The organism is Halopseudomonas pachastrellae (assembly GCF_900114765.1).
Taxonomy (GTDB): Bacteria; Pseudomonadota; Gammaproteobacteria; order Pseudomonadales; family Pseudomonadaceae; genus Halopseudomonas; species Halopseudomonas pachastrellae.
Genome location: NZ_FOUD01000020.1, coordinates 1 through 13,908, shown reverse-complemented (window position 1 = coordinate 13,908; position 13,908 = coordinate 1). Strand labels below are relative to the sequence as shown.

General features: G+C 58.9%; 14 protein-coding genes. 10 read left to right on the top strand and 4 right to left on the bottom strand.

The annotated features are described in order from the left end of the window. Position 1 precedes the first annotated feature (1 nt). The gene (gene galE, locus BM116_RS15170) at positions 2-1,027 is read left to right on the top strand and encodes a UDP-glucose 4-epimerase GalE (RefSeq protein WP_083727235.1); all 1,026 of its coding nucleotides are present in this window, start codon (positions 2-4) and stop codon (positions 1,025-1,027) included. Between the two features lie 297 nt (positions 1,028-1,324). On the opposite strand, the gene pgi is transcribed toward galE, so the two are convergent. From pgi to rfaH, 4 genes are all read right to left on the bottom strand, one after another. Beyond that, complete coding sequence (gene pgi / locus BM116_RS15165; protein WP_083727237.1) at positions 1,325-2,989, bottom strand: glucose-6-phosphate isomerase; 1,665 nt, start codon at positions 2,987-2,989, stop codon at positions 1,325-1,327. Positions 2,990-3,007: 18 nt separating this feature from the next. Next, complete coding sequence (locus BM116_RS15160) at positions 3,008-4,294, bottom strand: nucleotide sugar dehydrogenase (RefSeq protein WP_083727239.1); 1,287 nt, start codon at positions 4,292-4,294, stop codon at positions 3,008-3,010. A gap of 13 nt (positions 4,295-4,307) precedes the next feature. Next, positions 4,308-5,201, bottom strand: a complete 894-nt coding sequence (galU, locus tag BM116_RS15155) for a UTP--glucose-1-phosphate uridylyltransferase GalU (protein ID WP_090475247.1) — start codon at positions 5,199-5,201, stop codon at positions 4,308-4,310. Positions 5,202-5,284: 83 nt separating this feature from the next. Then, positions 5,285-5,854, bottom strand: coding sequence for a transcription/translation regulatory transformer protein RfaH (gene rfaH, locus BM116_RS15150; RefSeq protein WP_083729292.1), 570 nt, complete (start codon positions 5,852-5,854; stop codon positions 5,285-5,287). 542 nt (positions 5,855-6,396) lie between these two features. Between rfaH and BM116_RS15145 the strand changes: the two genes are divergently transcribed. The 9 genes from BM116_RS15145 (at position 6,397) to cysQ (ending at position 13,551) form a co-directional block, all read left to right on the top strand. Continuing rightward, positions 6,397-6,708, top strand: coding sequence for a hypothetical protein (locus tag BM116_RS15145; RefSeq protein ID WP_083729294.1), 312 nt, complete (start codon positions 6,397-6,399; stop codon positions 6,706-6,708). Positions 6,709-6,813: 105 nt separating this feature from the next. Beyond that, on the top strand, positions 6,814-7,932 hold the full coding sequence (locus BM116_RS15140) for a polysaccharide biosynthesis/export family protein (RefSeq protein WP_083729296.1): 1,119 nt from the start codon (positions 6,814-6,816) through the stop codon (positions 7,930-7,932). Between the two features lie 11 nt (positions 7,933-7,943). Then, a complete protein-coding gene (locus BM116_RS15135; protein WP_083729298.1) occupies positions 7,944-8,600 on the top strand; it encodes a YjbF family lipoprotein in 657 nt (218 codons plus the stop codon). Further along, on the top strand, positions 8,597-9,367 hold the full coding sequence (locus BM116_RS15130) for a capsule biosynthesis GfcC family protein (RefSeq protein WP_083729300.1): 771 nt from the start codon (positions 8,597-8,599) through the stop codon (positions 9,365-9,367). Before BM116_RS15135 ends, BM116_RS15130 begins: the two co-directional genes overlap by 4 nt. Further along, complete coding sequence (locus BM116_RS15125; RefSeq protein WP_083729302.1) at positions 9,367-11,502, top strand: YjbH domain-containing protein; 2,136 nt, start codon at positions 9,367-9,369, stop codon at positions 11,500-11,502. The genes BM116_RS15130 and BM116_RS15125 overlap by 1 nt, the downstream gene beginning before the upstream one ends. Before the next feature lie 5 nt (positions 11,503-11,507). Continuing rightward, positions 11,508-11,888, top strand: coding sequence for a VanZ family protein (locus BM116_RS15120; protein ID WP_169847325.1), 381 nt, complete (start codon positions 11,508-11,510; stop codon positions 11,886-11,888). Positions 11,889-12,096: 208 nt separating this feature from the next. Then, entirely contained in the window at positions 12,097-12,525 is a 429-nt protein-coding gene (locus tag BM116_RS15115; RefSeq protein ID WP_083729306.1) for a transposase, read from the top strand. Further along, complete coding sequence (locus BM116_RS15110) at positions 12,526-12,723, top strand: hypothetical protein (RefSeq protein WP_083729308.1); 198 nt, start codon at positions 12,526-12,528, stop codon at positions 12,721-12,723. Between the two features lie 48 nt (positions 12,724-12,771). Then, the gene (cysQ, locus tag BM116_RS15105) at positions 12,772-13,551 is read left to right on the top strand and encodes a 3'(2'),5'-bisphosphate nucleotidase CysQ (protein ID WP_083729310.1); all 780 of its coding nucleotides are present in this window, start codon (positions 12,772-12,774) and stop codon (positions 13,549-13,551) included. Positions 13,552-13,908 lie beyond the last annotated feature (357 nt).

Sequence of the window (13,908 nt, the reverse complement as noted above, 5' to 3'; positions counted from 1 at the left end):
TATGCAATCCACAGCTCGCATTCTCGTCACCGGCGGCGCCGGCTATATCGGCACCCACACCTGCATTCAACTACTGTCTGCCGGCTACCAGCTATTGGTGCTGGACAACTTCAGCAATAGCTCTCCGGAGGCGTTGCGCCGAGTGCAGGCGATCACGGGTATTGAGGTGCCCTGCGTTGAAGGCGACATCAATGATGCCGCGCTGCTGGATAGACTGTTTGAGCAGCACGCTATTGATGCCGTTATTCACTTTGCCGGGTTAAAAGCGGTCGGCGAGTCTGTAGCGCAGCCGCTGCGCTATTACCACAACAACGTCAGCGGCACCGTTACCCTGTGCCAAGCGATGCAGCGCGCGGGTGTTTTCAATCTGGTGTTCAGCTCGTCGGCCACGGTCTACGGCGACCCGGCGACACTGCCGATTCGCGAGGACTTTCCCACCAGTGCGACCAACCCCTATGGCCGCTCCAAGCTGATCATTGAAGAGATTCTGGGTGATCTATACACCTCCGATCCGCGCTGGAACGTGGCTTTGCTACGTTACTTCAACCCAGTCGGCGCTCACCCCAGCGGGCTGATCGGTGAAGACCCCAGCGATATCCCGAACAACCTGATGCCCTATATTGCGCAGGTTGCCGTTGGTCGCAGGGAAAAGTTAAGCGTATTTGGTAGTGATTACCCCACGGTGGATGGCACCGGGGTGCGCGACTATATCCATGTCATGGATCTGGCGGATGGTCATGTGAGGGCGCTGGCCTGGCTGCAGCAAGGCTTGGGTATCAAGGCATTCAATCTCGGCACCGGGCGCGGCTATTCGGTATTGGAAATGCTCAAGGCTTTTGAACAAGCCTGTGGCAAGACGTTAGCGTACGAGCTGGTCGCCCGCCGCCCCGGCGATGTCGCCAGTTGCTATGCAGATCCGACGCTGGCAGAGCAAGAGCTGGGCTGGAAGGCGACCCTGGGTATTGAAGCCATGTGCGCCGATGGGTGGCGCTGGCAGTCGCAAAACCCCGAAGGGTATCGCAGCTGAGGGCGGTACCGGGCGCTGGGAAGGTTGAGCTTTTGCTCAACTAGCGGGGAACGGTGCAAGCCCATGGCCGAGTTGGAACTAGGCCTTCCCGTAATACGGAGCGGGCTGGTGGACAAGCCGTTGGCTTCTCCACCCTACGGGGCATTGCGCGGGTCCAGCGGGGTTTCGTGAAGGTCGAGCTCCCGCTCGACCAGCGGGGGCTCGGTGCAGGTCCGTGGCCGAGTTGGAACTCGGCCTTTACGTAATTGGGCGTGGGTGGTGGACACGCCTTTGGCTTTGTCCACCGTACTTGTGGGTTTACTGGGCTTTGATAAAGTCGATAAGGCCGCGGGTGGAGCTGTCTAGCGCGGCGGCGGCTTCTTCGCCACGAATCACGCCAAGAGTTTCGGTGGCAATCTTTTTACCCATCTCCACGCCCCATTGGTCGAAGGGGTTAATGCCCCAGATAACCGCTTGGGCAAACACCTTGTTCTCGTACGCCGCGATCATGGCGCCCAGGCTGAACGGGCTAAGCTCCTTCAACAGCAGAGTCGAGCTGGGCTGGTTACCGCGGTAGCGCTTGTAGTGCGGCAGCTCGCCCTCCTCTTCCAGCGCAGCTTCTCCCAATGCCAGCAGGCGCGACTGCGCCAGGCAGTTGGCCAGGGCCAGCTCATGCTGACTGACCAGTTCTTCTGCATCGGCCGTATGGCGCGCTTCGTGATAACGCAGCGCCGGCGCAATAAAGTCACAAGTCACCACCTCTGTGCCCTGGTGCAGCAGTTGATAGAACGCGTGCTGCGCGTTGGGACCAACCTCTCCCCACAATACCGGGCAGGTGTGCAATTGCACCAGCTCGCCGTCGCGGTTCACTGACTTGCCGTTGGACTCCATCTCCAACTGCTCCAGATAGGCCGGCAGCTTCTCCAGTCGGCCATCATAGGGCAGGATGGCATGGGCGTTGATGCCCAGGCAGTTGGTATTCCATACGCCAATCAGCGCCATCAATACCGGCAGGTTGCTCTCCCAGGGCGCGGAGCGAAAATGCTCATCCATCAGGTGTGCACCCGCCAGCAGCTGGCGGAACCCCTCCATGCCGATACGCAACGCAATCGGCAGTCCAATACAGGACCACAGTGAATAACGACCGCCCACCCAGTCCCAGATCCGCAGCTGGTTTTCCCGATGAATACCCCACTCGCTCATCTTCTCGGGCTTGGACGACACGCCGATAAAGTGGCAGTGCATCAGCCCTGCGCATTTACCCAGCGAGCGCTCTAACCAGGCCAGCGCCGTGTTGGCGTTGTAAAGTGTATCGACAGTCGTGAAGGACTTGGACGAAACAATAAACAGCGTATTTTGCGGCCGCAGTTGCTGCAGCAACTGCGCCATCTGACTGCCGTCCATTGATGACGCGAAGTGAATGCCGAGTGACTTGCTGCTCTTGATCGCGAAATCGTTGAGCGCGCGGCTGACCATCAGCGGCCCAAGATCCGAGCCGCCCACACCGATGTTCACCACGTCGGTGATGACCTCACCGGTCATGCCACGCCACTGGCCGCTGTGAATCTTATCGACGATGGCAGCCATGCGATCCAGCTGCGACTGCACGTCGGAATAAACGCCCTTTACCGGTTCCTTCAGCTCTGTGTCGGCAGGCACACGGAGTGCCCAGTGCATGGCCGCGCGCTGCTCGGTGTTGTTGACCGTTTCGGCATTGAACAAGCGCTCGATCCAGCCGCGCAGGTCAGCACTGTCAGACAGGGCAAACAACTTTTCCAGTGCCAGCGAGTCCACTCGCTGCTTGCTGTAGTCCAGCAGCAGCGGGCCGGCCGTTACGTTAAACCCGGCAAAGCGCTGTTCATCCGCTCGAAACAGCTCAGCCAGGTGCAGAGGGCGCAGGCGCTCTGCCTGGATATTCAGGTCAGCCCAGGCCTGCTGCTCAGCTTGGGTACCCGTATCGGGTATGGATTTGAAGGCATTCATATCGGCATCCCTCTGGGCTCAACGCCCAACTCCGTAATAGGTAAAACCATGCTCGCGCACGTAGGCCGGGTCATACATATTACGGCCATCAAGGATTACCGGTTGCTTCATACCCTTGCGCAGCCGGTCCAGGTCAGGATTCCAATACATTTTCCATTCAGTGAGCACCATCAGCGCATCCGTGCCGTCAGCTGCGGCGTAGGGGTGACTGGCATAGTGCAACCCCGAGTGATGTCCGTAGCGTTCCAGCAACGCCGGCAAGGCTTCTGGGTCGTGCACGCGCACCTTGGCGCCTTGGGCCCAGAGGGCCTCAAGAATACGAATGATGGGTGCGTTGTCGATGCGCCCAGTTTCAGGCTTGAAGGCCGCGCCCCAAATGGCAATGGTGCGGCCCTTAAGGTCTGTGTGATAGTGCTGCCACAGTCGGCGGAACAGATACTCTTTCTGGCGTTCGTTAATCTCGATCACCTGATTGAGCAAGGAAGAGCCCACACCAGACGCGTCCAGGGTATCAACCAGGTTGATCACGTTGCTTGAGAACCCAGGGCCACCAAAGCCAACGCCAGGATACAGGTAGGCTGGCCCGATACGCGGATCGGCCGCAACGCCCTGACGAACGCTTTCGATATCTATACCCAGCGAGTCAGCCAGGTTGGCCATGTCGTTCATAAAGCTGATGCGGGTCACCAGCATGCCGGTGATGGCCAGCTTGGTAAATTCCGCCTCACGCGGACTCATGACCAGAAAGTGGTCACGGTCGCGGTTAAAGGGGCGAAAAATCTCCTTCACCAGCAGCTCTGCATAGCCATCCTTGCAACCCAAGATAATTTGCGGCGGTTTGTGCATGCCATCCAGTGCAGTACCTTCCTGCAGAAAATCCGGCAGCGCTACGACCGAACGGCGGCTTTCGCCGCCGCCGGCACGTAGCAGGTTTTCCAGATGCTCGGTAAACCCTACAGCAAAGGGGCTCTGGTTAACCACCAGCCAGCTGCGCTCGCGCACCTGAGACAGCCGCGTGACTATCTTTTCGGCCAGCGACGACTCGTCGGTATCCAGCGCCAGAAAAACCGCTCGGCTGTCTGCGCCGGGCAAGCCATCAAAGTCACCGTACACGAGCCGACCACTGGTATGTCCGCTGCTGATCAGCCGTCGCAGGCCGGGCTCACTGTAAGCAGCCTTGTTGGCGATAATCTGCTGCCGAACACGCCCCTGGGGCATGCGCAGCACCACATTGTGGCCAGTGGAGGCCAGGCTGCCGGCGGTGACCAAAGCAGAAAGGGTGTCGCCGTAAAGATCGATATGCACGATAGGCTCCGCGTTAGTCGTTATATTGACGCAGCAGCTCGGCAAACTCGGCACCTACCTGCGGATGACGCTTGGCGTAGGCCAGCGTCGCCTGCAGATAACCAATTTTGCTGCCGCAGTCGTAGGTCACGCCCTGCATACGGTAGGCCTCGACCGACTCTTCCTTCATCAGGGAGGCGATAGCGTCAGTCAGTTGAATCTCGTTGCCGGCGCCTGGCGCAGTATCAGCCAGCAATTCAAAGATACGCGCGGGCAGGATGTAGCGCCCAACCACCGCCAAATCAGAGGGTGCATCGGCCTGCGCCGGCTTTTCTACAACGCCCGTCATCACCTGGCTGGTACCGGCCGCAGGTGCGTCGCCCTCAAGGGCAACCACTCCGTATTGCGACACCTTGTCCATGGGCACCTGCTCCACCATGATCTGCGCCCGCTGGCTGGCCTGATAGCGCTGCACCATGGCAGCCAGGTCCGGCTCCGAGCCGGCCGGTTGCAACTCGGCATCAACCAGCACGTCGGGCAGCATGACGGCAAAAGGAGCATCGCCGACCACTTCACGGGCGCACATCACGGCATGGCCCAGGCCAAGGGCCTTGCCCTGGCGTACGCTGATCACGCGAACGTCCGGCGGCAGAATGGAACGCATGACCTTGAGCAGTTCTTCCTTACCGCGCCGCTCCAGTTCATTTTCCAGCTCGTAGTGCACATCAAAGTGGTCTTCGATGGCGCGCTTGGCGGAGTGGTTGACCAGCACAATCTGTTTAATGCCCGCGCGTACGGCTTCATCCACCACGTACTGGATAACAGGCTTATCAACAACCGTGATCATTTCCTTCGGAATGGCCTTGCTGGCAGGGAGAAAGCGAGTACCGAGACCGGCAACGGGGAGAACGGCTGTTTTAACAGTCACAGATAACTATCCTTTGTCGACGACATCAAAAATCAGAAAAAATAAACGCCAGAGCGCGCTACAAAGAGCAGCGGCCTGAAATATCACGCATATTTCGCGCCAGCTAACGACTGACCAGCAAATGCGTTGGCCTGTGCAGACCGCTCACCCGCAGACTTGATACTGCGCAGCGGCATTTTCAGCCGCTGCTCGCGATGCAGCAGGGTAAGCAACAGAATGGCGCGCTCTTCACCATCATTGCGCAAAAAAATGGCTTCAAGCTCACTGAAGGGGCCTTCAGTAATGCGCACGGCATCACCGCAGGAAAATTGGCAAGCCACAGGCGCTTCACGTTCGTGCGCATGCAGGCGATTGATCAGGTCGGCAGGAACTACCGCCGGTTCGTTACCAAAGGTCACCAGGCGCGCAACGCCGCGGGTGGAGCGGATGGAGTACCAGTTGTCTTGCAGCCGATCCAGCCGCACAAACAGGTAACCGGGGAACAGGGACTCACTCACCTCAGCCTGGCGACCGCGCTTAACCTGCTGAGCGCGACGTAGCGGGCGATAGCAATTAAAGGACTGATTGCGCAGATTTTGTTCTGCCCGCTCATCCTGACGGGGTTTGCATTGAATCAGGTACCAACCTGAGGCGTTTGCGTGTTGTCCAGACATCCTGTCACCCGAGCAGCCTAACGGCCCGCTCCCAATTGAACTTGGTAAGTTGGCTCTCACCTTGCACATATAAGATCACCTCACCCCCCAAAACCCTGGGCAGGCAATTGCGGCGCAATGATAATTGCCTGCCCTCCCCCCGGACAAGACTTGACTTACCCGGGGCGACACATGGTCATCACGCGCCACCGCACAATAGTTTTGGCGCGAAAAGACAGCCCCCGCACCCGCTTTGGCCTGTAGCGAGACAGGCTCCGATAGCACCAGACCCCGCCCTACCGTGATCTACGCCTACCGCATGAAAGCTTTGTGACCAATGTCACACATTAAATTCAAAATACACCAACGCATACGCCAACCATCCCGAACCAGCGCATAAACACAACCGTCCTACCAACAAGCCCTCGGGTACCAGCAGCACACCCTGATGGCCATCATGACGCCACCATGCACTAGGAACAAGGCTCTGATTTGGGGGTTTTCATTCACTTTTAACTGCGTATAATCCAAGTCGTATTTCCCACGTAACAAGGAGACGAGTTATGAATAAACAAGTACTTGCACTGATTGCCAGCGGCCTGTTGCTCGCCTCCGGCGCGGCCATGGCCCAAAGCGGCACAGACGGCACAGGCACTCCCGCCGGTGGCGCAGCTGCTGGCGGCAATTCTGGCACTGGTGGTGGCGCAGTTGTTGGCGGCGAAGCATCGGGCGGCCTGAGCGGTATGGGCGGCGTTGTTCTGGGCGGGGCAGTCGTCGGCGGCGCTATTGCTGCAGCTAACGATGACGGTGATGGCTCCAGCGGTACCGGAGGCACCAGCGGCAGCAGCACCACCGGCGGCACCACCACTCCCTGATCCGGGGCGCTTTATAACGGATACAAAGCCACCCACCAGCATGCTTGGGTGGCTTTTTTTTGCGCGGCATTATCGCCGCCTAATTGACTATAAGAACTTCTGCCCATGAATCGCATCGCCCTCGGCGCCCTTGGCGCAACGACTCTTTTACTGCAAGCCTGCATGTTCTCCCCCGGCATGCATATGGACACGGACCGTCTGATCGCCGAAGACTCTGTCGAGGCAAGCATGGTCGAGATGGTGCAGATCACCCCCAAGGTGCTGGCACAGGAAAGTGTCGTACGCCCCAAGCGGCAGATACCTCAAGCACTGCTTGATTACGCTCCTGAAAACTATCGGCTTGGCCCCAATGACGCCCTGTTCATCACCGTGTGGGACCACCCAGAGCTGACCATCCCCGGCGGCCAGCAGCAACCCTCGTCTGCCAACGCGCGGGTAGTACGAGACGACGGCACCCTGTTCTATCCCTTTATCGGCAACGTAAAAGTGGCGGGGCTCACCCAAGAGGAGCTGCGCAAGCTGATTTCAGAACGTTTGGCTCGCTATATCGAGCAACCACAGGTTGACGTCAACATTCTCGAATACAACAGCCAGAAGGTCACCCTGAGCGGTGCTTTTAACAACCCTGGCTTTCGGGCAATCAACTCGCAACCCCTCACCTTGCTGCAGGCAATCGGCGAGGCAGGGATTGACCAATCCCGCGCGGACCTCTCGCGCCTGCAAATTCTGCGCGATGGCCAAATCTACACACTGGATTACGACTATCTCACTGGCCACCCCAGTGCGGTTGGCAATATCTATTTGAAAGATGGCGACAAGCTGCATTTCGGCTTGAACGATGCCCGTAAGATCTTCGTCATGGGAGAAGTGCCGAGCCCAACTGCACTAGCCTACAGTACTAGCCGCATGACACTGAGCGAAGTACTGGCAACTGTTGGAGGCCCGTCCCCCACTACGTCCAGTGGCCGTGAGGTATACGTGATTCGCGGCGTCGAGAACCTGGAAACCGACAAGGCCACTGTATTCCAGCTGAACGCTCAATCCCCCTCTGCGTTCATCTTGGCAGACCAGTTTGAAATGCAACCGCAAGACGTCGTATTTGTTGGCGCTGCTGGGATTACCCGTTGGAACCGCTTTATCAGCCAGTTGCTGCCAAGTGCCACACTTGTGGGCACTACAGCCAGAGCGGGTAGCGATTACAACGACTTCTCTAACGACAACTGATCGTGTACCGGATGCGCACCCTGCGCAGCTGCGCCTTGCTCGCAGCTGCGGTAACTGTGAGCGGCTGCAACTCGATGACGTCCAACGCCATCGACAGCTTCCGCCTGGCGTGGCAAGGCAAGGTCAACGAGATACCTGACGGCCAAGTGCTAGCAGTATCCGGTGACAGCCTACTGATCCGCGCCGGTGCTGCGGAGGCGCTGTTTACGGCGCCAGCCGGAAGTACCGGCTGCATCGCCTGGTGGGGCATCGCCGAGCAGGTTGAGACCTGTTATGGCCGCATCAGCCAAATTGTTGGCCTGGAAACAGACGTTGCCCAACCTCTGACCGTAGATGATCCGTTTAAAACAGGCCTTTTGCGCGTAACCGAGGGCCAGCAGGTAACCCGCTTGGTCGATTTTCCGCTGTCCTACCAGACCGGCATTACGCAAATTGCGACCTACTCTATAGGCCCGCAAGAGTCGCTGACTCTGTTTGGCCAGACGGCACAATACCAGCGCATTGACGAGCGCATCTGGATGCCAGAGCTGGACTACTCGGCACTCAACCAGTATTGGGTGGACCCGAACACCGGCCTGGTGCGGCGCAGCCTGCAACACCCCAGCCCCGACTTTCCGGTTTTTGAAGTTATCAGCACCCATAAGACCAGCAAGGATGCGCAAGAATGATCGTTAGGCTGCTAATAGCAGCGCTGCTGCTCCACCCTGCGCTACTCGCAGCGGCTCCCGTATTCAGCGTCAACGGGGCAGTAGCCCAACCCGGCACCTATAACTGGCAGCCGGGCGTTCGGCTACTGGATGCCTCCGTTACCGCACAAGTCAGCCCAAACGCTTGGTATATGGGTGCCACGCTGCAACGCGAAAGCGCCAAGCTGGAGCAGCGCAAGCTCAAGGTGGGCCTGTTGTTTGACCTCCGCAGTGCCAAGGTGCGCTCGCGACTAGCTGGCGCCCCAGAAGCCCAAACACTGATTGAGCGGCTAATCGCTCAGGTAGAGGGCATGCCCGTTACCGGCCGCATTCCGGCCGAAATGAACCCCCTAAAGCAAAGACTTGTCCGCTTCAACCCTCTGCTGGAGGCGGGAGACAAGATCAACTATGCGCTCCGTCCAAACAGCATTACCGTAACCGGTGCCGTGCAAGCAGACTGCAAGCTCACTTACTCCTATGCTACCAGCCTGTATGACTATCTAGCCGCCTGCCCTGCACACCGGCTAGCCTCCGCCGACACGCTGTATCTGATACAGCCGGACGGAGCAGTAGAGCAACTAGGCAGCGGCCACTGGAATCAACAGGATGCGCCGGTCGCAGTCGGCGCGACACTGTTCGTACCAATAGATGCAGCCGCACTGACCGCCGACGACGAGCCCGAGACTTTTAACGACGATATGGCAGCCTTTATCGCCACTCAGACACCCGCACAGGAGCGCGTTAGGTAATGCAGCGTCCATCCCTGCCAACCCTGTCCGCTGCCGCGCTGCCGTCTTTGCTACTGGTTAGCCTAACCGCCACCGCCGACATTAATAGCCGCTACAACACCACCCAGCATGACTTTGGTGGCGTTGGTCTGTTGCAAACACCAACGGCACGCATGGCCGAAGACGGCAACTTGAGCTTTAACGCCAACCGCACCGAGCCCTACAGCCGGTACAGTATCTCTGCACAGCCACTGCCGTGGCTCGAAGGCACCATTCGCTATATCGCCATTACCAACCGAAACTACGGGCCAGAAGAGTTTAGTGGCGACCAAAGCTTTAAGGACAAGGCGATCGACTTTAAAGTCCGCCTGCTTAAAGAAGGCTACTGGACTCCGCAAGTTGCGTTCGGTATGCGAGACGCTGGCGGTACGGGCCTTTTCTCCAGCGAATACTTTGTTGCCAACAAACGCTTTTACGACCTGGATGTTAGCTTAGGTATTGCCTGGGGCTATATCGGTAATCGAGGTGGCATCGATAACCCGCTTGGGTGGTTTAAAGACAGCTTCAACGACCGCGGCGAAGTGACTGCGGACGTATCTCAGGCCGGCGACCTTGGTACCAACCGTTACTTTAAAGGCCCCATTGGCGTGTTTGGCGGTGTCGAGTATCAAACCCCTTGGGAGCGCCTTCGCCTCAAGGTAGAACTGGATGGTAACGACTATCAGTCTGAGCCACTAAACAATGACATTGATCAGGACTATCCGATCAACTTCGGCGCCACCTACCGCCTGGGCAAAAGTATTGACCTGACCGCGGCACTGGAGCGTGGCAACACGGCCATGTTCGGCATTACCTACCAGGCGAACATGAAGACTAACCCGGAGCCAAAAAAATACCTGGATCCGGCCCCCGAAGCTCGACGCGGCCTACCCGCTGGCGTGAACGGCAGCCAGGTTGACTGGGCCGACGTGAGCCGTCGCCTTGGCGAAAATGCGGGCATCAACGTGCAGCAAATATCCCTGCACGGTGACGAAGTGATCGTCACCGGCGACCAGACCCGCTATCGCAACCGCGCCCAAGGCGTGGGCCGCGCCGCGCGCGTGCTGGACAACAGCCTGGGTGAAGGCACCTACGACTGGTATACCTTGGTGTATCGCCCCCGAGGCATGGAGGTCAGCCAGACCAGTATTAACGCCGAGACGCTGCGCCGTTATGAAATGAACGAGGTAAACGCAGACACCTTGCGCAAGGGCGTTGTCAACGCGGTGCCCTCGGTACTGGATGACGAGGTTGTCTACACCGCGCCCCTGGACAAATACAGCTTTGGCACCTCGCTGGGTTATACCCAGAATGTCGGCGGCCCAGATGGCTTTCTGCTGTACCAGTTCCTGCTGCGCTTTAACGGTGCTTACTACTTTGATGACAATAAGTGGCTGAACGGCAGCGTTGGCGTCAACCTGTTGAACAACTACGACAAGTTTGAGTACGACGCCCCAAGTAATCTGCCGCGCGTTCGCACCGACATTCGCTCGTACGCTACCAGCTCAGATGTGCAGCTCAGCCGCCTGCAGTACACCCAGACCCACCGCCTGGATCGTGACCTCTATGCCATGGCCTATGCCGGTCTGTTTGAGTGGATGTACGGCGGTGTTGGCGGTGAAGTACTGTACCGCCCCTACGGTGCAAACTGGGCAATTGGGGCAGACTTTAACTGGGTCAAGCAGCGCGGTTTTGAGCAGGACTTCAGCTTCCGTGACTATTCCACCCTTACTGGCCATGTAACCGGTTACCTGCAGACTGGCATCTATGACGTGCTGGCCAAGGGCAGCGTGGGCCGCTACCTGGCGGGCGATTATGGCGCTACGCTGGACCTGTCGCGTCGCTTTGACAATGGCTTCACGATGGGCGCCTGGGCGACCATGACCAACGTCTCCAAGGAGGAGTTTGGTGAAGGTAGCTTTGATAAGGGCGTCTATATCCAGATTCCGTTCGATGCCTTCTTCATTCGTTCCACTACGTCTGTCGGCACCATCGCCTGGAACCCGCTGACCCGTGACGGTGGCGCCCGACTTGGCCGCTACTACCAGCTCTATAACTTTACCAACGACCGCGACCTCGACAACTTCAACGACGGCTTCCGCCGCCTGACCGAGTAATGGTTATGTGGCGCACGCTGGAAGACCTACGCCGTACTTGGCGCCCATGGTTTGTCGTCGGGTTCTTCGCACTGCTGGCCTTAGGGCTGTATCTGGGGATGCGCCCCACCCCACCGCCAGCGGCTTACAGCTGGCAGGCCAGCTTTTATCATGGCGGCGGTATCTTTGCGCTGACGCTGCTGAGCTTTCTGGCCTTTGCGCGCTGGCCTTGGTGGTTGCGTGCCGTGCTGCTGTCTCTGGTTGGTGTGGCGGTGGAGCTGGTGCAGTCACTGCACCCGACCCGCTCCACTGACTGGCACGACATTGTCGCCAACAGCACCGGCTTGGTGATCGGCTTGCTGTTGATTAGCGGCTATCAGTACGTGCTGCGCCGCCAGGCCGCCTAGCACCGCGCGCAGCAACTCCCCTTCCGTTCTCCTCCTCTGGCCCCTGACCTGCCCCGTATGGGTTATGTACGGGGCGGCGGCTTCGTGCGTCAACATTTGGACCATTCGTCAGACATTTCCTTTTATTGACATTTTTGCGTCACAGGTCGCAGAGATTAACCCCCCCATATTGTTAGCTTCAAATCTGGTACATCGATAAGGAAAGTCCATGACCAGAGACAAATTTACACCTCGTTTCACGCCTACAGAAATCTGGAAGGGTTGGCAGCGCTCACCACAGCGTGAAGAGCGGCCCATCCCGTACGACCTGCAACTCATCACTCTGCGCCTGGCCGACTCATTGCCTCCTAGCGCCATGCAGACCTTGCAGGAGGAGGTACGAGCCCAGCCTCCGGAAGAGCGTGTGCTGTACCGGCGCCAGCGGCTGGATCATCACCTGCAGCAGGGCCACGGTTGTTGCCTGCTGGAACACCCCGAAATGGCGGCCGAGTTGGCCGATGCGCTGGAAAGCCAGAATCGCAAACGCTACAAGCTGATCGCCTGGTGCATCATGCCCAATCACGCGCAGATTCTGCTGGAGCCAACCTACTCTACCCCGCGCATCATTCAAGCTTGGAAAACCGCGACGACACATTAGATGCACCGCAACAAGCAGTCGCTGACGCTCGGCACACCCGGCCGCATGCTGTGGATGCGCGATTACTGGGACAGGTACATCAAGGATGAGCAAGACCTGCAACAGAGCATTCGCGAGCTGCACAACACGCCGGTCGCGGCCGGCCTGTGCGAGCGGCCTGAGCAGTGGCGCTGGTCCAGCGCCTATGAGTCCAGGTGAATTGATCGGCTCCGGCGGGCATAATGGGCACCTTACTCAGGAGGCCCCATGCACCCAGACGAACAACACCGGCTGCTGGAAGCCGTAGCCACCCTCACCCGCGCCGCCGGTGAGGTGATCATGGACATTTATCACAGCGACTTTGCCGTGCGCGGCAAGGACGATGCGTCTCCTGTGACGGATGCGGACGAGCGTGCCGAGGCGCTGATTCTGGCCGGGTTGGCCGAGTTGGGGGTGGACTTTCCGGTGGTGGCAGAAGAAGCGACGGCGGCGGGTCACGTGCCCGAGGTGGCTGATTGCTTCTGGCTGGTTGACCCCCTTGATGGCACGCGGGAGTTCGTCAACCGCAACGGCGAGTTTACCGTCAACATTGCACTGATCGAGAACGGCAGCCCGCTGCTGGGCGTGGTTTTTGCGCCGGCCATTGGCGCGCTGTACGCCGGGTCTCGCGCTGGCGGCGCCTATATTGAAGATGCCGATGGGCGCCGCGCCATTAAGGCTCGTGAGCCTGCCTCAGAGGGGCTTGATGTGCTGGCCAGCCGCTCCCACGGCGATAGCGCAGCGCTCACGCAGCTGTTGGCAGGGCGGCCGATTCGCTCGCTCATCAACGCGGGCTCCTCGCTCAAGCTGTGCCTGCTGGCTGCCGGCCAGGCCGACATCTATCCCCGTCAAGGGCGCACCATGGAATGGGACATCGCGGCAGGTCATGCAGTGTTGGCGGCAGCTGGCGGGCAGATACAAACCCTGGACGGCGGTCCGCTCCTGTACGGCAAACCCGGCTTTGAGAATCCCCATTTTGTCGCGTGCGGCGCCCAGCCGTTTTTTTGAGGGGTTTAGGTAGTCAGCACGGTGTACACGCCTGCGCCTCAGTGCACCCTACAGCGCAGCTCTGCCAGTAGGGCGGATTGAGCGCAGCGTATCCGCGGGTGCCCGCTCGGGTAACAGTCTTCTGCAAGTCGATTGGTGTACACGCCTGCGGCTTAGTACACCCTACGGCACAGCGCAGCCAGTAGGGCGGATTAAGCGCAGCGTATCCGCGCATGCCCGCACGGGTAACAGTCTTGCGCAGGTCGATTGGTGTACACGCTTGCGGCTTAGTACACCCTTGTATCTCGACTACTGCCTCTCCAAGGAGGCATAGTTCCCGACTGATCCTCGGGGGAGGCTGGTAAGCCGTGTCCACCC